This window comes from Lysobacter sp. F60174L2 (assembly GCF_052547135.1).
This window is the reverse complement of record NZ_JBQWRA010000004.1, coordinates 182,260-201,449: the sequence shown is the minus strand read 5'-3', so window position 1 is coordinate 201,449 and position 19,190 is coordinate 182,260. Positions and strand designations below refer to the sequence as shown.

Below are 19,190 nucleotides of genomic sequence, written 5' to 3'. Positions count from 1 at the left end.
GGTATACTTGAGGGCTACCCCAAGCCACCCGCAGGAACCCATGAGCATCGAACAGCTTGCCGAAACCGCCCAGGCCATGGTCGCCGCGGGCAAGGGCATCATCGCGATCGACGAGTCGAACGCGACCATCAAGAAGCGTTTCGACGGCGTCGGCGTCGAGTGCACGGAGGAGAACCGCCGCGCCTACCGCGAGATGCTGCTGTCGACCCCGAAGCTGGGCGAGCACATTTCCGGCGCGATCCTGTTCGACGAGACCCTGCGCCAGTCGACGAAGGACGGCGTGCCGTTCACCAAGTTGATGAGCGACAACGGCATCATCCCGGGCATCAAGGTCGACAAGGGCACCCACGCGCTCGCCGGGTTCCCGGGCGAGGTGGTGACCGAGGGCCTCGACGGCCTGCGCGCGCGGCTGGAGGAGTACTACAAGCTCGGTGCCCGCTTCGCCAAGTGGCGCGCGGTGATCAACATCGGCGAGACCATCCCCTCGGGCACCTGCATCGACGCCAACGCCCACGCGCTGGCCCGCTATGCGGCGCTGTGCCAGGAGCAGGGCCTGGTGCCGATGGTCGAGCCGGAAGTGATCATGGACGGCGGCCACGACATCGACGAGTGCTTCGAGGTCACCGAGGTCACCCTGCGCTCGCTGTTCGCCTCGCTGTACGAGCACAACGTCATGCTCGAGGGCACCATCCTGAAGGCGTCGATGGTCCTGCCGGGCACCACCAGCAGCGACAAGGCCAGCGTCGAGGAAGTCGCCGCAGCGACCCTGCAGGTGCTGAAATCGACCGTGCCGGCGACCCTGCCGGGCATCGTGTTCCTGTCGGGCGGCCAGTCCGACCACGACGCCACCGCGCACCTGGATGCGATGAACCGCATGGGCCAGCACCCGTGGCCGCTGTCGTTCTCCTACGGCCGCGCGATGCAGTCGGCGGCGCTGAAGCTGTGGTCGCAGGACATCGCCGCCAACGTCGGCAAGGCGCAGGAGACCGTGTTCGCGCGTGCCCGCGACAACGGCCTGGCGGCGCTGGGGCAGTGGAAGGCGGCGTAAAACGTCGGCGTCACGCCCGGAATCGGAAACGCTGGCCTCGTGCCGGCGTTTTTTATGGATGGCGTTCGGGCATCGTGACGGGTGGCTTCGATGTAGGAGCGACTTAAGTCGCGAATGCGCTGGCACCCGGGACCGCCGTGCGATCGCGACTTGCATCGCTCCTACAAGAAGCGGGGTGGGTGTTGCCTGTCAGCCCAGGCCCGCCAGCCACTCGTCATCGGAACCCTCGTTGACGCCTTCCAGCAGGAAGGTGCTCAGGTAGCGCTCGCCGGTATCGGGCAGCATCGCCAGGATCACCGCGCCGTCGTCGGCGCCCTTCGCCACCTGCAGCGCCGCGGCCACGGTGGCGCCGGCGGAGATGCCGACGAAGATGCCTTCCTCGGCCGCCAGCCGGCGCGCGGTGTCGCGGGCCAGCACGTCGTCGATCGGCAGGATCGTGTCGGTGACTTCGCGGTTGAGCACCGCCGGAACGAAGTCGGGTGTCCAGCCCTGGATCTTGTGCGGTTGCCATTCCTTGCCGGCCAGCAACGACGCCCCGGCCGGTTCGCAGGCGGTGATCCGTACCTCGGGCCGCGCGACCCGCAGCACTTCGCCGACCCCGGTCAGGGTGCCGCCGGTGCCCCAGCCGCTGACGAAATGGTCGAGGCGGCGGCCGGCGAAGTCCTGCAGGATTTCCGCCGCCGTGGTCTGGCGATGGTAGGCCGGGTTGGCCGGGTTCTCGAACTGGCTGGCGAGGAACCAGCCGCGCTTCTTCGCAAGCTCCGCCGCCTTGCGCACCATGCCGGTGCCGCGTTCGGCCGCGGCGGTCAGGATCACCTTGGCGCCGTACGCCCGCATCAGCTTGCGGCGCTCGATCGAGAAGGTCTCGGTCATTACCGCGACGAACTTGTAACCGCGCGCCGCGCAGACCATCGCCAGCGCCACCCCGGTGTTGCCGCTGGTCGCCTCGACCACGGTGTCGCCGGGCTTGAGCGCGCCGCGCGCCTCGGCATCGAGGATGATCGCCAGCGCGAGCCGATCCTTGACCGACCCGCCGGGGTTGAATGACTCCGCCTTGGCATAAACGGTGACATTGCCCGGCGCCAGCCGGTTGAGGCGCACCACCGGGGTGCGGCCGATCGTGTCGACGATGCTGTCGTAAATCATGGCGTGGACTCCTGTGGGGGGAGGTGGCGGGTGCACCGCAGGGTGCCACAGCCGGCAGGCAGCGCCGGTGATCCGGGCGATTTCCGCTGGCACGGGTTTTGCCGGATCGGTCGTCGTGAGCCGCGGTCAACCTTTGGCCCACTCGGGCGTTACCTGCCCGCGACTACTATTGCCCCTTTCCTGTTCCCGGCCCGATCCCGTATGCGAATCCCGACCCGCCCCCTTGCCGCCTTCGCTTTCCTGACCGCGATGGCGTTGACGCTGGCGGCATGTGGCGGCGACGGCGCCGCCGCACCGGAGTCGGGCGCCAGCGCGACCGCGGTGACCGTCGAGCCGGCGCTGATGCGTCCGTGGAACGACACCGTGCAGGCGCTGGGCACGGTCAAGGCGCGCGAGTCGGTCACGGTCACCGCCAAGGTCAGCGAGACCGTCGAGGACGTGCACTTCGAGAGCGGCGACGTGGTCAAGGCCGGCGCTCCGCTGGTCACCCTGAGCGGGCGCCAACAGCGCGCCTCGCTGGCCGAGGCCCAGGCCAACGCCAAGGAAGCCGACCGCCTGTACCGCCGCCAGGCCGAGCTTGCGGAACAGCAACTGATCGCCCGCGCCTCGCTGGATACCCAACGCGCCACCCGCGACGCCGCCACTGCCCGGGTCTCGCAGATCCAGGCCCAGCTCTCCGACCGGGTGATCCGTGCGCCGTTTGCCGGCGTGCTCGGGTTGCGCCAGGTCAGTCCCGGCTCCCTGGTGACGCCGGGTACCGCGATCGCCACGCTCGACGACACTGCACGCGTCCATGTCGACTTCCCGGTGCCCGAAGCCAGCCTGTCGCACCTTGCCGCCGGCCAGGTCCTGACCGCGACCAGCGCAGCGTGGCCGGGTCGCGAGTTCAGCGGCACCGTCGGCACGGTCGACTCGCGGATCGACCCGGTCACGCGTGCGGTCACCGTCCGCGGCGACTTCGCCAACGCCGACCGCGCGCTGCGTCCCGGCATGCTGCTGCAGGTGACCCTGATGCGGCCGGAGCGGCAGGCGCTGGTGGTGCCGGAGATCTCGATCGTGCAGGTCGGCAACAGCTCGTACGTGTTCCGGGTGCGCGACGACGACACCGTGGAGCGCGCCGACATCGAGGTCGGCGCGCGTCGCGGCGGATTCGCCGAAGTGGTCGCCGGGCTGCAGGCGGGTGACCGCGTGGTGGTCGACGGCACCGGCAAGCTGCGCGCCGGCGAGAAGATCCGCGTGGCCGCGGCGGCGGATTCCGACACGGCGGGCCAGCAAACGGCCGGCGAAGAAGACGCCGACACCCGGCCGGAAGCTCCGGTCGCAGCGGAGCCGACCGCGGAATGAGCATCTCCGAACTCTCGATCCGGCGCCCGGTATTCGCCACCGTCATCAGCCTGCTGTTGATGGTGCTTGGCGTGATGGCGTTCTCGCGCCTGACCCTGCGCGAACTGCCGGCGATCGACCCGCCGATCGTCTCGGTCGACGTCAGTTATCCCGGTGCCTCCGCGGCCGTGGTCGAAACCCGCGTCACCCAGGTGCTGGAAGACGCGCTGTCAGGCATCGAGGGCATCGAGACGATCCAGTCGCGCAGCGTCAACGGACGTTCGTCGGTGACCATGGAGTTCACCCTGGAGCGCGACATCGAGGCTGCGGCCAACGATGTCCGTGATGCCGTCAGCGACGTCGCCGACCGCATGCCCGACGAGGCCGACCCGCCCGAGGTCGAGAAGGCCGACAGCGATTCGGACACGGTGATCTGGCTCAACATGAGCTCGACCTCGATGGACACCCTGCAGCTGTCGGACTATGCCGACCGCTACATCGTCGACCGCCTGTCCAGCCTCGACGGCGTGTCGCAGGTCCGGATCGGCGGGCGCCAGCGCTACGCGATGCGGATCTGGCTCGACAGCGCGGCGATGGCCGCGCGCGACATCAGCGTGCGCGACGTCGAGGACGCATTGCGCGCCGAGAACGTCGAGCTGCCCGCCGGCCGCATCGAGTCCGAGACCCGCGACTTCACCCTGCGCGTGGCGCGTGAATACCAGAAGCCCTCGGACTTCGCCGAGATCCCGCTGGCGCAGGGCGAGGGCGGCTACGTGGTGCGCCTGGGCGACGTCGCCCGGGTCGAGCTGGCGTCGGCCGAACGCCGCGCCTACTACCAGAGCAACGGCCAGCCGAACATCGGCCTGGGCATCGTCAAGACCTCCACCGCCAACGCGCTGGATGTCACCCGCGCCGCGCGCGCGGAGGCCGAGGAGATCCAGAAGACCCTGCCCGAGGGCATGGAGATCTTCGTCGCGTTCGACGACACCGTATTCATCGACGCGTCGATCAAGCGCGTCTACTGGACCCTGGCCGAGGCGATGGCGCTGGTGCTGGTGGTGATCTGGCTGTTCCTGGGCAGCTTCCGCGCTGCGTTGATCCCGGCGCTGACCGTGCCGGTGTGCCTGATCGCCGCGTTCATCCCGCTGTATGCGTTCGGTTACTCGATCAACCTGCTGACCCTGCTTGCCCTGGTGCTGTCGATCGGACTGGTGGTCGATGACGCGATCGTGGTGCTGGAGAACATCCAGCGTCGCGCCGACCTCGGCGAGCCGAAACTGGTGGCGGCCTCGCGCGGCACCAAGCAGGTCGCGTTCGCGGTGATCGCGACCACCACGGTGCTGGTCGCGGTGTTCCTGCCGGTCGGCTTCATGGAGGGCAACACCGGCCGCCTGTTCCGCGAGTTGTCGGTGGCGCTGGCCGGTGCGGTGGCGTTGTCGGCATTCGTCGCGCTGACCCTCACCCCGATGATGTCGTCCAAGCTGGTGCGCCCGCACAGCGAGGAAAAGAGCAACCGCGTGCATCGCTGGATCAACCGCACGCTTGACCGGGTCGGCATGCGCTACCGGCGTCTGCTGGAACGCACGGTCGACCGTCACTGGCTGTTCGCCGCGCTGATGCTGGGTGCGGTGGCGCTGAGCTACGGCCTGATGAAGTGGGTGCCATCGGAACTGGCGCCGGCCGAGGATCGCGGCGCGTTCTTCGTCTCGATCGTCGGTCCCGAGGGCGCCGGCTTCGACTACACGGTCGAGCAGATCAAGCAGGTCGAGAAAGTATTCGCCGAGCACAGTGGCGAAGACCGGGCGATCCGTCGCTACAACACCCGCGTGCCCGGTGGCTGGGGAGCGAGCGAGGAGATGCATACCGGCAACGTCATCGTGTTCCTGCAGGACTGGAACAAGCGCGAGCAGGACACCAGTGAAGTCGCCGAATCGCTGCGCAACGACCTCGATGACCTGACCGGCGTGCGCGCCAACCCGCGCGTCGGTGGTGGCCTGGTCGGCAGCCGCGGCCAGCCGATCCAGATCGTGCTCGGCGGGCCGGAATACTCCGAGATCGCGAAGTGGCGCGACATCATGATCGAGAAGATGGAGGCCAACCCCGGCCTGTTCTCGGTCGATTCGGACTACAAGGAAACGCGGCCGCAGATGCGGGTGCAGATCAACCGCCAGCGCGCCGCCGACCTGGGCGTCAGCGTGACCGACATCGGCCACGCGCTGGAGACGATGATGGGCAGCCGGCGCGTCACCACCTTCGTGCAGGACGGCGAGGAGTACGACGTGATCGTGCAGGCCGAGCGCGACAACCGCTCGGCACCGGCCGACCTGTCCGCGATCGAGGTGCGCTCCAGCAGTGGCGAGCTGGTGCCGCTGTCCAACCTGGTCACCCTGAGCGAGCTGGCCGAGGCCGGCAGCCTCAACCGCTTCAACCGCCTGCGCGCGATCACCATCACCGCGGGACTGGCGCCGGGCTACACCATGGGCGAGGCGTTGACCTTCCTGCAGGACACCGTCCGCACCGAGTTGCCCGAGCATGCGCAGGTCGACTGGAAGGGCGAGTCGCGCGAGTACCAGAAGGCCGGCGGCGCGGTGCTGCTGACCTTCACCCTGGCGCTGCTGGTGGTGTACCTGGTGCTGGCGGCGCAGTTCGAGAGCTTCATCCACCCGTTCGTGATCATGCTGACCGTGCCGCTGGGCGTGCTCGGCGCGCTGATCGGGCTCGCCCTCACCGGCGGCACGCTCAACCTGTTCAGCCAGATCGGCATCGTCATGCTGGTCGGACTGGCGGCGAAGAACGGCATCCTGATCGTCGAGTTCGCCAACCAGTTGCGCGACGAGGGCCGCAGCATCCACGAGGCGATCGTCGAGTCGGCCGGCGTGCGCCTGCGGCCGATCCTGATGACCTCGATCGCCACCGCGATGGGTGCCGTACCGCTGGTCGCGGCCGGCGGTCCTGGCTCGGCCAGCCGCGCCACCATCGGCGTGGTGGTGATCTTCGGCGTCGCATTCTCGACCCTGCTGTCGCTGTTCGTGGTGCCGGCGTTCTACGTGCTGCTGGCGCGCTACACGCGTTCGCCGCATGCGGTCGGCAACGAGCTGGAGAAACTGGAGGCGCGGACGCCGCAGGCCGGTGGCCACGCCTGATCCGGGCAGGGGGCGCGTGCGGGGCGGAAAATCCGGTTAAGGTGCGGGTCTTGTTGCCCGCTCCGAGGAACACCGCCCCGTGGAAGCCCTGATCACCTCGCTCAACGACATCATCTGGAGCATGGCGCTTGTCGCGCTGTGCCTCGGACTGGGTCTGTACTTTTCGTTCCGGACCCGCTTCATGCAGGTGCGCGGCGTGCCGGAAATGCTCCGGCTGATGCTCAACAACAAGTCATCGACTGCCGGCGTGTCGTCGTTCCAGGCGTTGGCGATGTCGCTGGCCGGGCGCGTCGGCACCGGCAATATCGCCGGCGTCGCCACCGCCATCGCGTTCGGCGGCCCCGGCGCGGTGTTCTGGATGTGGGTGATGGCGTTCCTCGGCGCCTCGACCTCGTACATCGAATGCACTCTGGCGCAGATCTACAAGGAGAAGGACCCGCAAGGGCGCTACCGCGGCGGGCCGGCCTACTACATCGAAAAGGCGATGGGGCAGAAGTGGTACGCGTGGCTGTTCGCCGTGGTCACCATCATCGCCTGCGGCTTCCTGCTGCCGGTGGTGCAGGTCAACACCCTGGCGACAGGGATGGCGAACGCCTTCGGGGTGCCGCCGCTGCTGATCGCGTCGGGGATTGCGATTGCGCTGGCGCTGATCATCTTCGGCGGGGTCAAGCGCATCGCCACCTTCGCCGAGGTGGTGGTGCCGTTCATGGCGGTCGCCTACATCCTGGTCGCGTTCGTCATCATGGTGCTGAATCCGGAGAACGTGGTCGACATGTTCGCGCTGATCTTCGAGAGCGCGTTCGGCGTGCACGCCGGGTTCGGCGCGATGCTCGGGCTCGCGATCGAGTGGGGCGTCAAGCGTGGTATCTACTCCAACGAGGCCGGACAGGGCACCGGCCCGCACGCGGCGGCGGCGGCCGAGGTCCAGCACCCGGCGCAGCAGGGTTTCGTGCAGGCGTTCTCGGTCTACGTCGACACGCTGCTGGTGTGCAGCGCGACCGCGTTCATGATCCTCGGTACCGGCATGTACAACGTCGCCAACCCGGACGGCGGTTTCCTGTTCGAGGGGCTGCAGGGCGCGGTCGCCGGGCCGGACTTCTCGCAGGCGGCGGTCGACAGCGTGCTTCCCGGATGGGGCGCGGGCTTCGTGGCGGTGGCGCTGCTGTTCTTCGTGTTCACCACGGTGGTGGCCTACTACTACATGGCCGAGACCAACGTCACCTACATCAACCGCAAGGTGCACCGGCCGTGGCTGGTCCTGCTGCTGCGGCTGACCATCATCGGCGCGGTGTTCGTCGGCGTGCTGCGCACCACCGGCGGCGCCTGGGCGCTGGGCGATATCGGCGTCGGTCTGATGGCCTGGCTCAACCTGGTCGCGATCGTGATCCTGCAGAAGCCGGCGCTGCTGGCGCTGCGTGACTACGAGCGGCAGAAGAAGGCGAAAGTGGTGGATTACGATTTCGATCCACGCGCGCTGGGTATCCGCAACGCGCAGTACTGGGAACGGCGCGATGCCGGGCTTGAGCCCGACCTGCCCGAACCCGACCTGCCCCGGACCGGTGGCGATGGCCGTTGATCCCTGGGCTGGCGGGCGGGGTCGGCGTTCCGGCAGCCGGCCACCGCCGCGGGAATCCGTTCCGCGGTCGGGCGCAGGTGCCCCGCCCGCTGCTGCGGCAGCGTCGGCGCGCGAGCTGCGGCTGTACGGCGTCAACGCCGTGTCCGCGGTATTCCGCCGCCGACCCGATGCGATCAGGAAGCTGTATCTCGGCGAGGCCCGCATCCCGGTGCTGCAGCCGTTGCTGAAATGGTGCGCGGCCAACCGTGTGGGCTATCGCGTGGTCGAGGATGAAGACCTGCGCAAGCTGGCCGCCAGCTCCCATCACGAGGGCGTGGTGGCCGACGTGTTGCGCGAGCCGCCGCTGGTACTGGCCGACTGGCTGGACGCGTTGCCGTCCGGCCCGCAATGCGCGATCTGGCTGGACGGCGTCGGCAACCCGCACAACCTCGGGGCGATCCTGCGTTCGGCCGCGCATTTCGGCGTCGCCGCGATCCTGTTGCCGCGTGATTCGACGCTGGCGCTGTCCGGCGCGGCGGCGCGCGTCGCGGAGGGTGGCGCGGAAGCGGTGCCGATGGTGCGCCTCGACGACAACCCGGCGTCGTTGGCACGGTTGCGCGAGGCCGGCTTCAGCCTCGCCGCCACGGTGGTCGACGGCGGCGACGACCTGTTCGCCGCCGCCCTGCCCGAGCGGCTGGTCTACGTCCTCGGTGCCGAGGGCGAAGGCATGGACCGCGGCCTGGCCGCCGAATGCGACCTGCAGTTGTCGATCCCCGGCAGCGGCGCGGTCGAGAGCCTCAACGTCGCTTCGGCCACCGCGGTGCTGCTGGCGGCGTGGTGGCGGACACCATGAGTGATGCGATTGCTTGCTGGCACCGCCACGCCGATTGGCAGCCGGTAGCGGGCAGACTGCACCATCAGGATGCGCAAGCCGTTGCCGCAGCCGCTGCACCGCTGCGTGGCCACTGCGATGTCTGCGGTTCCGATAGCGTGTTCGATGGCCTGGATGCGCCGGTGCTTCGCGAGTCACTGCAGTGCGGACGCTGCGGCAACAACTCGCGGCAGCGCGCCGCGGCCGCCGTGTTGCTGGAGGGACTGCGACATCCAGAGCGGGCCCGGGTTTACTGCACGGAGCAGGCGAGCGTGTTCTATCTCGGGCTGCGCCGGCACGTCGGTCGGCTGCTGGGGAGCGAGTATGGCGTCGCTCTCCGCCAGCGGCTTCGGCTGACGGCATGGCTCTGGCGCCACGGTGTTCCGGCCTGGCTGCGATGCGAGGACGTCACGGCGCTGCGGTTTGCCGACAAAAGCCTGGATGCGATCGTGAGCCTCGATGTGCTCGAGCATGTTCCGGATTACCCGAAGGCCTTACGTGAGTTCTTCCGGGTACTCAGGCCGGGTGGCATGTTCGTGCTGACCATTCCGTTCCACGACCACGATCCCGTCAGTCGACAGATCGCATGGCTGGATTCGGATGGAGAGGTTACGCATCTCGGTGAGCCGGAATACCATGGCGATCCGCTGAGCGGCGGAGTGATCTGCTTCCACCACTTCGGATGGGACCTGCTGCCGCTAATGGAAGAAATCGGCTTCACCGATGCCGTCGCATGTCGGGTCCACGATCCCGCCAGGGGGTTACCGCAAGGCCAGTGGGTGCTGCGGGCGAGGCGCTAGGAATCAACCTTCGTCGCGGCCGGTGCCATCGGCAGCCGGGCGCAGACACAGGTCCCGCCGTGGCTGCCGCGGCGCATTTCCAGCGTGCCGCCCAGTTGCTCGGCGCGTTCGCGCATCGTCACCAGGCCGAGGCCCTGGGTGCGGCGGGGGTCGAAGCCGGCGCCGTTGTCCTCGACCCGCAGCTCCAGCACGTCGCCGGCGATCGCCAGCGCTACTTCCACCCGGCTCGCGTTGGCATGGCGGATGACGTTGGTCAGTGCTTCCTGTGCGATCCGGAAGCAGGCGAGTTCGACCCCGGGCGCGGGGCGCTGCGGCAACGGCTGCAGCGACAGCACCAGTTCCGGCGCGTTGTTGCGGAACAGCGTCCCGGCCTGCCAGCGCAACGCGGACTCCAGCCCGAGGGCATCGAGCTGCGGTGGCCGCAGCAGCAGCGACAGGTTGCGCAGCTTGATCACGGTCTGGTCGGCGATGTCCGAGATCTCGGCGACGGTGGCGCCGCGCCGCGCGTCGTCCTCGTCGTCCAGCGCCTGCGCGCACAGCTTGATGGCGGTGATCGCCTGGCCGATGTCGTCGTGCAGCTCACGCGACAAGGCGCTGCGTTCGTCCTCCTGCAGGCGGATGATGCGGCGGGTCATCGCCTGCAGCTCGGCCTTCTGCTGGCGCACGGTCTGTTCGTTGCCGCGCGCCGTGCGACGGCAGACCACCTCGTAGCAGATGGCGGCACCGGCCAGCGCCGCAACCAGTGCGATCAGGGCCATCAGCAGCAGGGACGACGTAAGCGGCATGGAGTCCAGTGTGTCAAAAAAATCCCCGCCACTGGGGCGGGGAGGAGATTGGGCGATCGGCGGGTCAGAACAGTTCCACGCTGCCGGCGTCCATTGATTGCTGCATCACCGGCTTGTGCGGCGGCCGCTCCCATTCGCTGCGCATCTGGCCGATGCGCTGGACCAGGCGCTTCAGCGCGGCCTGCACCTCGCCGTCGTGATGGTCGCGATGCAGCAGTTCGTGCAGCGCGGTCGCTTCGGTGTTGATCGCGCTCAGGCGCTCCAGGTGCAACGTCGCCGCGCCGAGGGCCTGGGTGGCGATGTCCTCGAACTGCAGCGAGCGCACGGCCTCGGCCACCGAGCCGTCGATCGCGCGGCCGCAGTCGGCGATCTCGCGCATGCCGTTGCCGAGGCCGCGGTTGATGCCGTCGACGCGCTCCAGCATCGCCGCGGCTTCGGCGCGTGCGCCGCGGGAGCGGTCGAGGTCGCGCGAGGCCATCGTGGTGACGGTGTCGCGGACCTTGGCGATCGCGTCCTTCGAGCTGTGCGCGAGCTTGCGGATCTGCTCGTTGAACGCGGTCGAGCGCTCCGACAGGTTGCGCACCTCGTCGGCGACCACCGCGAACCCGCGGCCGGCCTCGCCGGCGCGCGCGGCCTCGATCGCGGCGTTGAGCGCGAGCAGGTTGGTCTGGTCGGCGATCGACTTGACGTCTTCCAGCAGCGCGAAGATGCCGTCGAGGTGCTCGGCCATCGCGTCGATGTGGGTCACCGTGGTGCCGCTCTGGCCGGCCACGGCCTCCAGTGCTTCCACCAGTTGCTCCATCTTCTGGCTGGCCTGCAGCGCGAACTGCTGGATGTCGACGTCGCCGCCGTTGTCCCGGCCGGTGCGGTCGATGATCCGGGCGACCACTTCGCTCTGCTCGCGCGACTTGCGGTTCACCGCCTCGAAGCTGCCGCCGAGCTTGGATACCGACTCGCGGATCAGGTCGCGGGTGCGTTCGATCTCGGTGCGCGAGCCCTGCACTTCGGAACCGACGAAATCGCGCAGTTCGTCCAGCAGCCGGCTCTGTTCGCGGATCATCGCCGCGCCCTGGCCGGGGCGCAGGGTGAACCAGGCGAAGCCCAGCCACGCGGCGGTCATCGCAACCAGTGCGCCGAGGCGGATTGCAGTGGGCAGGCCGAACAGTTCGGCACACAGCAGGATGGCGGTAAGCACCAGCGGTGCGGCCAGTCGGATCATTGCGCGGGAGTCCATCTGAGCTCTCTCGGGGGCGGTCAATCCCGATAACGGCGGATGGCGGAATTGCTTGAGGTGGGTTGGCCGGATTCGCGACGAAATGCCAAGCCGCGCATGTCTACACGGAGGCGGGATCGGATCGCGGCGGTGCCAGCAGCGTTTCGGCAACGCGGTCGAGCGAAACCACCTGCTGCGCCGCATCCAACGCGACCGCAGCGCCCGGCATGCCCCAGATGACGCTGCTGGCCTGGTCCTGCGCCAGCGTCGTCGCACCGGCCTCGCGCAACGCCAGCAGGCCGCGTGCGCCGTCATCGCCCATGCCGGTCAGCAGCGCCGCGGAAGCGTTGCGTCCGGCGTGCCGGGCCACCGACTCGAACAGCACGTCCACGCTCGGCCGGTGGCCGCACACGGCGTCATCGTCGTCCAGCCGGCACCGCCACTGCGCGCCGCTACGGCGCACCCGCAGGTGGCGGCCACCGGGGGCGACGTAGGCGTGGCCGGCGAGCAACTGCTGGTCGTCGCGCGCCTCCACCACGGTCATCCGGCTGTGCCTGTCGAGCCGTTCGGCGAACTTGCCGCTGAACGCCGCGGGGATGTGCTGCGCGATGACGATTGCCGGGGCGTCCGCCGGCATCGCCGCCAGCACGGCGCGGATCGCCTCGGTCCCGCCGGTCGACGCGCCGATCGCGAGCAGCCGGTCGGTGGTGCGATAGGCCATCGGTCCCTGCGATGCGACCGGAATGCGGTCGGGTACCAGCCGGCACACCCGGGCCGATGCCGCCTGCCGCACCTTCTCGCGCAGCAGCGCGGCGTGCTCGACCAGTCCGCGCGCGAGATCGAGTTTCGGCTTGCTGACAAAGTCCACCGCGCCGAGCGCAAGCGCGTCCAGGGTCACCGCCGCGCCGCGCTCGGTCAGCGACGACACCATCACCACCGGCATCGGTCGCAGCCGCATCAGGTTCTGCAGGAAGGTCAGCCCGTCCATGCGCGGCATCTCGACGTCGAGCGTGAGCACGTCGGGCGCCAGCTGCTTGATCTTCTCGCGCGCGATGAACGGATCGGCCGCGGTGCCGACCACCTCGATGCCGGGGTCGGCCGCGAGCAGTTCGGTCATCATCCTGCGCACCAGCGCCGAGTCGTCGATGACGAGCACCCGCACCGGTCGCTGCGGGCTCCGCTGGTTGTCCACCGCCGCCGCCACGATCAGAACAGTTCGACGCTGCCGGCCACCGGCGCGCGTGCGAGGCTGCCCAGGTAGGCGCGCTCGGCCCGTGCGATCTCGTCATCGCGGGTGGCCGGCAGGCGCTTTACCAGGGTGCGGCCGGTCTGGGCGAAGAAGCAGACCTTGCGCGGATGGATGTCGCCCAGGTCCTGCGCCATCACCGGGATGCGCTCGGCCGCGAGGTACTCCAGCACGAAGCGCGCGTTGCGGGTTCCGATCGGGTCGACGTGGAAGCCGCTGAGCACGTTGCCGCCGCCGAACACCTTGGCCAGCAGCCGCTGGCGCCGCGCGCCGCGCTTGAGCAGGTCGTTGATCAGCAGTTCCATCGCGTGCGCGCCGTAGCGGCCGCAGATGTCGTTGCTGTCCTCGCCGGGCAGCATGAAGTGGTTCATGCCGCCGACCTTCAGGGCCGGGTCGTACAGGCAGGCGGCGACGCACGAACCCAGCAGGGTCACCAGTGCGACCGGCTCGCCGGTGGCGACGTAGTCAGCCGGCAGCAGCTTGATCGCGTCGGTCTGCAATGCGCTGTCGTAGTAGCGGCCGGGATTGGCCGCACGGACGGGCACGGAGGCGGCGACCGCGCTCATCGGGCCGGCCCCGGCCGCGCCGCGCGGTACACCGTGCGGCCGCACGGCACCACCAGGTCCTGCGCGTGCGCGAAGCTCTCCGAGTGGCCGGCGAACAGCAGCCCGCCCGGCGCCAGCAGCGGCGCCATCCGCGACAGCACCGCGTACTGGGTCGGCTTGTCGAAATAGATCATCACGTTGCGGCAGAACACCGCCTGGAAGCCGCCGCGCAGGCCGTAGCTGACGTCGAGCAGGTTGAGCTGGCGGAACGTCACCAGCGATTGCAGCGCCGGGCGCACGCGGCACAGCTCGGCATTGGGGCCGTTGCCGCGCTGGAAGTAGGCGCGCTTGCGTTGCTCCGACAGGCCGGCGATGCGGTCCAGCGCGTAGACGCCGCTGGCGGCGGTGCGCAGCACGTTGGTGTCGATGTCGGTGGCGAGGATGCGCACCGGCGGGGTGAGCGTATCGAATGCTTCGCAGGCGGCGATCGCGATCGAGTAGGGCTCCTCGCCGGTGGAGGCCGCGCTGCACCAGATCGTGATCCTGTCCGTATCGAGCTGGCGCAGGTGGCGGACCAGTTCGTCGAAGTGGTGCGACTCGCGGAAGAACGACGTGAGGTTGGTGGTCAACGCATTGACGAAGGCCTCCCACTCCGGACCGTGGTCGGCTTCCAGGGCGTCGAGGTAGTCACGGAAATGCGCCAGTCCGAGCGCACGCACGCGCCGCGCCAGCCGGCTGTAGACCATGTCGCGCTTGTGCGCGCTGAGGTGGATGCCGGCACGCTGGTGGATCAGCCGCGATACCCGCGCGAAGTCGCGGTCGTCGAAGCTGAAATCGCGGATGTCGGCCTCGGCCGCGGCGGTGCGGCGGCGGGCGAGTGCGGCGGTCTCAGCCATGCCCGGCGACCTCGACCTCGCGCGTCCCGGTCTCCGCGCCGGCGACGTGCATGGCCAGCCAGTCGCCGAATTCGTCGGCGGCGAGCGCCGGCGCGTACAGGAAGCCCTGCGCGCCGTGGCAGCCCAGTCCGCGCAGCAGGTGCGCCTGCTGGTCGTTCTCCACGCCCTCGGCGATCACCTGCAGTTCGAGGTTGGCCGAGATCAGCAGGATCGATTTGACGATGGCCGCATCGCCGACGTTGGCGAGCATGTCCCGCACGAACGAGCGGTCGATCTTGACCCGGTCGACCGGCAGGCGCTGCAGCAGCGACAGCGAGGCATAGCCGGTTCCGAAGTCGTCGAACGACAGCCGCACGCCGCGCGAGCGCAGGTCCGCGAGCGACTGTGCCGCGGCGTCGCCCGGGTTCAGGGCGATGATCTCGGTGATCTCCAGGTCGAGCCGCTCGGCCGGCAGGCCGCTGGCGCTCAGCGCCTGTTCGACCTCATGCTGCAACTGGCCGTTGTTCACCTGCACCGGGAACAGGTTGATGCTGATGGTGAGCTGCTCGCCGTTGATCTTCGGCCAGCGGCTGGCATCGTGGCAGGCTTGGCGGATGACCCAGCGGCCGACGTCCGCGGCGACCGGACTGGTCGCCAGCGCGGCGACGAAATCGGCGGCCTGCAGCAATCCGCGTTCCGGATGCCGCCAGCGCAGCAGGGCTTCGGCGCCGATGGTGCGGCCGCTGTCGAGGTCGATCTGCGGCTGGTAATGCAATTCGAACTCGCCGTTGGCGTGCGCCCGCCGCAACTCGAGGTCGAGCTTGCGATGTCCGTTGATCTCCTCGCGCATCGCCGGATGGAAGTCGCGGCACTGGCGTCCACCGGCGGCCTTGGCCTTGTACAGCGCAAGGTCGGCGCGGGCGATCAGCTCACCCGGCGTGCACGGTTCGCCGGCCTCGCGGATGGCGCGGCCCGCGCTTGCATCGAGGTGGACCGCATGGCCGCCGAACTCGCCGGGCTCGGAGACCTGCAGGAGCATGGCGTCCAGTTGCTGGCCGAACCGGTCCGGGTCGGCATCGGGGCAGAGCACCGCGAATTCGTCGCCGCCGAAGCGCGCGAGCAGACCGGCATACGGCAAGGCGGCCTGCAGCCGCTCGGCGACGGCGTGCAGCATCGCGTCGCCGGTTTCGTGGCCTAGGGTGTCGTTGACGGCCTTGAAGTTGTCCAGGCCCACCAGCGCGAAGCCGATCCGCGCGTCACCGGCCAGGTGCTCGTCCAGCGCGTCGAGCATCGCGGTGCGGTTGGGCAGGCCGGTCAATGGATCGCTGAGGGCGACCCGAAGCAGTTCCTCGCGCTGCCGCAGTTGCTCGGTGACGTCGCGCAGCACCAGCGCCACGCCTTCGCCCTGGGTGAGTGGCCAGGCGCAGCGGGCCGCCTCGACGGTACGCCGCTGGCCGCCGGACTGGATCTGCAGGCTGAACCGCGCGGCAGGCGACGATGCCTTGCCATGCAGCCAGGCGTGGGCCGCGTCGGGGTCGGACTGCAGGTGCCCCGGGAACAGCATTTCCACCGGCATGCCGCGCATGCCGCGCGCGCGGCCACCGAACAGGGTCTCGGCCGCGTGGTTGACGAACACCACCGCGGCGTCGGCATCGATCACCACCACCGCGCTGAAATCGGCCTGCATGATCTGCGCGGCGATGCGGTTGCGACGTTGCAGCTGGTGGCGTTCGAGCAGCCGCGCGGCGAGGCGGCCGACCTGGGCCAGCAAGGGGTCGCTGGTTGGCGACAGCCGCCTGCGGGCGATGGTGTCGGCGACCGTCAGCACGCCCAGGCATTGCCCGTCGGCGCCATTGACCGGCAACGACAGCACGAAGCGGATGCCGGGCGCACCGGTGACCAGCGGGTCGTCCTTGTGGACGGGGTCGGCGCGTACATCGATCGCCCGCGCGACCGGTCCCGCCTCGCGGAACAGCGGGCTTTCGGGAGCCTTGCCGGAATCCAGTCCACGCCACGCGACCAGCCGCGCATCGGGACCCTGGCCGATCGCCAGTGTCGCGATCGGCGCGCCGACCAGCGAGGCGGCCAGCGACAGCAGGTCCATGAACTCTTCGCCGCCGAGTGCGGGATCATGCGGCAGGTCGTCGCCGATCCGGCTCCACGGCGCACCCGCGTGTTCGGCAAAGCTCTTTGCGGGCGGCAGCGGTTGCGCCATGTGGGTTCCTCGAAGGCGGGCCGGTTCCCGCGCCCCGGTGCCGATTGGCATCGGAGCGCGGCCGGTCATCTGGTTATCGGCAGTTCCGGCGTTGGCTTGAGCGGCGAGGCCGCGACGGCGGCCCCGACCTGCGCATCCGGGGCTAGAACTCCTGCCATTGGCCGGTATCGTTGACGGCCCTCGCCCGGGGCGTCGACGCCGGGGCAGGTACAGGGCGTGGTGCCGGTTCGGGCCGGGCGCGCATCGGCGCAGCGGTTATGGGGGTTGGCACCGTCCGCGCCGCCGGGACGGCCGCCGCCATTCCGCGTTCGCCGGAACGGAACGCCGCCACCGTCTGCACCAGTCGCGTCGACTGCTGCTCCAGGCTGCGCGCGGCGGCCGAGGCTTCCTCGACCAGCGCGGCGTTCTGCTGGGTGCCTTCGTCCATCTGCAGCACCGCCTGGTTGACCTGCTCGATGCCCGCGCTCTGCTCCTGCGATGCGGCGGCGATGTCGGCGATGAGGTCGGTCACCCGCTTCACGCTGTCGACGATCTCTTCCATCGTCCGGCCGGCGTTGTCGACCAGCTCGGTGCCGCTCTCGACCTTCTCCACCGAGTCGTCGATCAGCTGCTTGATCTCCTTGGCGGCACCGGCCGAGCGCTGCGCGAGCGAGCGCACTTCCGAGGCGACCACCGCGAAGCCCCGGCCCTGCTCGCCGGCGCGCGCGGCCTCGACCGCGGCGTTGAGCGCGAGGATGTTGGTCTGGAACGCGATGCCGTCGATCACGCTGATGATGTCGACGATCCGCCGCGAGGACGCGTTGATCGCGCTCATGGTGTCGACCACCCGGCCGACCACCTCGCCGCCGCGCACGGCGACCTCGGCCGCACCGGTGGCGAGCTGGCTGGCCTGGCGCGCGTTGTCGGCGGTCTGGTGGACGGTGCTGGTCAGTTCCTCCATCGACGAGGCGGTTTCCTCCAGCGACGCGGCCTGCTGCTCGGTGCGCTGCGACAGGTCGTTGTTGCCGGCGGCGATCTCGCTGGCGGCGGCGCTGATCTCGTCGCTGCCCTGGCGGATCTCGCCGACGATGCGGCCGAGCTGCTCGACCGTGCGGTTGGCATCGGCGGCCAGCTGGCCGAACTGGCCCGGCATGCCGTCGTCGGCGCGCTGGCCGAGGTCGCCGTCGGCGATCGACGACAGCAGCCTGCCGATCTCGCCGAGTCCGCCGTCGGCGGTCTGCATCAGCCCGTTGAGGCGCTCGATCATCTCGCGGTAGACGAACTCGAAGCGCCCGGCGTCGCCACGCCGGCTGAAGTCGCCGGCAACCGCGGCTTCCACCAGTTCGCGGATCTGCCCGTTGATCGACTGCATGCCGTTCTTGACCGCATCGACCGCGGCGGTGACCTGCGCCTTCTTGCCGGGCAGGCGCTCCATGTCGCGCGACAGGTCGCCGCGTGCATACGCGCTGACGATCTCGACCACCTGCATCTTCACCGCGATATGGGTCGCGACCAGGGTGTTGATCTGTTCGGCCATCTCCGCGTAGGCACCGGAGAATTCCGCTGCGGGAATGCGGTAGTCGATCTCGCCGACGTCGTGCTGTCGGGCGATCTCGCCCTGAGCCTGGGCGAAGCGCTGCAAGCCCTGCTGCATCGCCTGCATCGAGCCGAGCAGTTCCGCCAGTTCGTCGTTGCCGCTGGGGCGGATGCGCCCGTCGAGCCGGCCCTCGGCGATCTGGCGGGCGACCCGGGTGGCATCGGCCAGCGGCCCGGTCAGGCTGGCGGTGATGAGGATGGACAGCGCGACCCCGACCAGCAGCGCGAGCACGATGATGACGATCGTCACCGTTTTGGCGTCACGGTAGCTGTCGAGTGCCGCGGCATGTGCCTGCGCCGTGTTGCGAGCCTGCAGGATCAGGTTCTCGCGCAGCGCGCCCTGCCACGTCTCCACGGCCGGGGCCGCCTTCTCCAGCAGCACCGCCTTGGCGTCGTCATCGCGCTTGGCCTGGCCCAGCCGCAGCACCTCGTCGTTCAGCGGCATGACCACGGCGCGGGCGGCATCGATGCGCTCGCGCAGCACCCGTCCCTCGGCGTCGGGCGGACGCTTCTCCAGTTCCGCGCGCGCGGCGTCGTAGTCGCGGCGCAGCGACGCCAGCACCACGGCCTGCTCGGCCGCGTACTGCGGGTCGTCCATCAGCGCGATGTTGCGGATCAGGATCGCCGCCTGGCCGGTGCGGTCGAACATGATCTCGGTCTGGGTGGTCTTGGCGGTGTTGTCGAGCGCGATGTCGTCCAGCTGGGCCTGGATGCCGGCCATCTTCGACAGCGCGAACACGCCGAGTGCGACGAGCAATGCCAGCAGGATGCCGAAGCCGACGGCGAGGCGGTTGCGGACGCGGTAGTTCTGGATGAAGCCGATCACGGAGGTGCTCCGGTACAGGGTGGG

At 69.5% G+C, this 19,190-nt stretch carries 14 protein-coding genes; 6 read left to right on the top strand and 8 right to left on the bottom strand.

Annotated features, from left to right (window positions below):
* The first annotated feature begins 40 nt into the window (after nt 1-40).
* The gene (locus ACT9AS_RS12865) at nt 41-1,048 is read left to right on the top strand and encodes a class I fructose-bisphosphate aldolase (RefSeq protein ID WP_445100549.1); all 1,008 of its coding nucleotides are present in this window, start codon (nt 41-43) and stop codon (nt 1,046-1,048) included.
* 189 nt (nt 1,049-1,237) lie between these two features.
* Here the strand turns inward: ACT9AS_RS12865 and cysK are convergent, their stop codons facing one another.
* On the bottom strand, nt 1,238-2,194 hold the full coding sequence (gene cysK, locus ACT9AS_RS12860) for a cysteine synthase A (RefSeq protein ID WP_445100548.1): 957 nt from the start codon (nt 2,192-2,194) through the stop codon (nt 1,238-1,240).
* Between the two features lie 201 nt (nt 2,195-2,395).
* On the opposite strand from cysK, the gene ACT9AS_RS12855 reads away from it, so the two are divergent.
* The 5 genes from ACT9AS_RS12855 (at nt 2,396) to ACT9AS_RS12835 (ending at nt 9,886) form a co-directional block, all read left to right on the top strand.
* Nucleotides 2,396-3,538, top strand: coding sequence for an efflux RND transporter periplasmic adaptor subunit (locus ACT9AS_RS12855; protein WP_445100547.1), 1,143 nt, complete (start codon nt 2,396-2,398; stop codon nt 3,536-3,538).
* Nucleotides 3,535-6,660 (top strand): efflux RND transporter permease subunit, encoded by a 3,126-nt coding sequence (locus ACT9AS_RS12850; protein ID WP_445100546.1) that lies wholly within the window; start codon nt 3,535-3,537, stop codon nt 6,658-6,660. The genes ACT9AS_RS12855 and ACT9AS_RS12850 overlap by 4 nt, the downstream gene beginning before the upstream one ends.
* Before the next feature lie 79 nt (nt 6,661-6,739).
* Nucleotides 6,740-8,236 carry an amino acid carrier protein gene (locus ACT9AS_RS12845; protein WP_445100545.1) on the top strand — a complete coding sequence of 499 codons (1,497 nt, stop codon included), beginning with the start codon at nt 6,740-6,742 and terminating at the stop codon, nt 8,234-8,236.
* Nucleotides 8,172-9,068 carry a TrmH family RNA methyltransferase gene (locus ACT9AS_RS12840; RefSeq protein WP_445100544.1) on the top strand — a complete coding sequence of 299 codons (897 nt, stop codon included), beginning with the start codon at nt 8,172-8,174 and terminating at the stop codon, nt 9,066-9,068. The genes ACT9AS_RS12845 and ACT9AS_RS12840 overlap by 65 nt, the downstream gene beginning before the upstream one ends.
* A complete protein-coding gene (locus ACT9AS_RS12835) occupies nt 9,065-9,886 on the top strand; it encodes a methyltransferase domain-containing protein (RefSeq protein WP_445100543.1) in 822 nt (273 codons plus the stop codon). The genes ACT9AS_RS12840 and ACT9AS_RS12835 overlap by 4 nt, the downstream gene beginning before the upstream one ends.
* On the opposite strand, the gene ACT9AS_RS12830 is transcribed toward ACT9AS_RS12835, so the two are convergent.
* The 7 genes from ACT9AS_RS12830 to ACT9AS_RS12800 all read right to left on the bottom strand — a co-directional run bounded on the left by ACT9AS_RS12830 (nt 9,883) and on the right by ACT9AS_RS12800 (nt 19,166).
* The gene (locus ACT9AS_RS12830) at nt 9,883-10,671 is read right to left on the bottom strand and encodes an ATP-binding protein (RefSeq protein WP_445100542.1); all 789 of its coding nucleotides are present in this window, start codon (nt 10,669-10,671) and stop codon (nt 9,883-9,885) included. The two genes, ACT9AS_RS12835 and ACT9AS_RS12830, sit on opposite strands and share 4 nt — an antisense overlap.
* A gap of 64 nt (nt 10,672-10,735) precedes the next feature.
* Nucleotides 10,736-11,905: a methyl-accepting chemotaxis protein gene (locus tag ACT9AS_RS12825; RefSeq protein WP_445100541.1), complete on the bottom strand. Its 1,170-nt coding sequence runs from the start codon at nt 11,903-11,905 to the stop codon at nt 10,736-10,738.
* A gap of 100 nt (nt 11,906-12,005) precedes the next feature.
* Nucleotides 12,006-13,001, bottom strand: coding sequence for a chemotaxis-specific protein-glutamate methyltransferase CheB (locus ACT9AS_RS12820; protein ID WP_445100602.1), 996 nt, complete (start codon nt 12,999-13,001; stop codon nt 12,006-12,008).
* A gap of 89 nt (nt 13,002-13,090) precedes the next feature.
* Nucleotides 13,091-13,696 (bottom strand): chemoreceptor glutamine deamidase CheD, encoded by a 606-nt coding sequence (cheD, locus tag ACT9AS_RS12815; protein ID WP_445100540.1) that lies wholly within the window; start codon nt 13,694-13,696, stop codon nt 13,091-13,093.
* On the bottom strand, nt 13,693-14,571 hold the full coding sequence (locus tag ACT9AS_RS12810) for a CheR family methyltransferase (protein ID WP_445100539.1): 879 nt from the start codon (nt 14,569-14,571) through the stop codon (nt 13,693-13,695). The genes cheD and ACT9AS_RS12810 overlap by 4 nt, the downstream gene beginning before the upstream one ends.
* Entirely contained in the window at nt 14,564-16,765 is a 2,202-nt protein-coding gene (locus ACT9AS_RS12805; protein WP_445100538.1) for an EAL domain-containing protein, read from the bottom strand. Before ACT9AS_RS12805 ends, ACT9AS_RS12810 begins: the two co-directional genes overlap by 8 nt.
* Nucleotides 16,766-16,907: 142 nt before the next feature.
* Nucleotides 16,908-19,166 (bottom strand): methyl-accepting chemotaxis protein, encoded by a 2,259-nt coding sequence (locus tag ACT9AS_RS12800; protein ID WP_445100537.1) that lies wholly within the window; start codon nt 19,164-19,166, stop codon nt 16,908-16,910.
* Between the last annotated feature and the right edge of the window lie 24 nt (nt 19,167-19,190).

What these genes read in the sequence shown, in the direction of transcription:
- ACT9AS_RS12865 (WP_445100549.1), top strand. Translation starts at nt 41, where the DNA reads ATGAGCATCGAACAGCTTGCCGAAACCGCCCAGGCCATGGTCGCCGCG.
- cysK (WP_445100548.1), bottom strand. Translation starts at nt 2,194, where the DNA reads ATGATTTACGACAGCATCGTCGACACGATCGGCCGCACCCCGGTGGTG.
- ACT9AS_RS12855 (WP_445100547.1), top strand. Translation starts at nt 2,396, where the DNA reads ATGCGAATCCCGACCCGCCCCCTTGCCGCCTTCGCTTTCCTGACCGCG.
- ACT9AS_RS12850 (WP_445100546.1), top strand. Translation starts at nt 3,535, where the DNA reads ATGAGCATCTCCGAACTCTCGATCCGGCGCCCGGTATTCGCCACCGTC.
- ACT9AS_RS12840 (WP_445100544.1), top strand. Translation starts at nt 8,172, where the DNA reads ATGCCGGGCTTGAGCCCGACCTGCCCGAACCCGACCTGCCCCGGACCG.
- ACT9AS_RS12835 (WP_445100543.1), top strand. Translation starts at nt 9,065, where the DNA reads ATGAGTGATGCGATTGCTTGCTGGCACCGCCACGCCGATTGGCAGCCG.
- ACT9AS_RS12830 (WP_445100542.1), bottom strand. Translation starts at nt 10,671, where the DNA reads ATGCCGCTTACGTCGTCCCTGCTGCTGATGGCCCTGATCGCACTGGTT.
- ACT9AS_RS12825 (WP_445100541.1), bottom strand. Translation starts at nt 11,905, where the DNA reads ATGGACTCCCGCGCAATGATCCGACTGGCCGCACCGCTGGTGCTTACC.
- ACT9AS_RS12820 (WP_445100602.1), bottom strand. Translation starts at nt 13,001, where the DNA reads ATGACCGAACTGCTCGCGGCCGACCCCGGCATCGAGGTGGTCGGCACC.
- cheD (WP_445100540.1), bottom strand. Translation starts at nt 13,696, where the DNA reads ATGAGCGCGGTCGCCGCCTCCGTGCCCGTCCGTGCGGCCAATCCCGGC.
- ACT9AS_RS12810 (WP_445100539.1), bottom strand. Translation starts at nt 14,571, where the DNA reads ATGGCTGAGACCGCCGCACTCGCCCGCCGCCGCACCGCCGCGGCCGAG.
- ACT9AS_RS12805 (WP_445100538.1), bottom strand. Translation starts at nt 16,765, where the DNA reads ATGGCGCAACCGCTGCCGCCCGCAAAGAGCTTTGCCGAACACGCGGGT.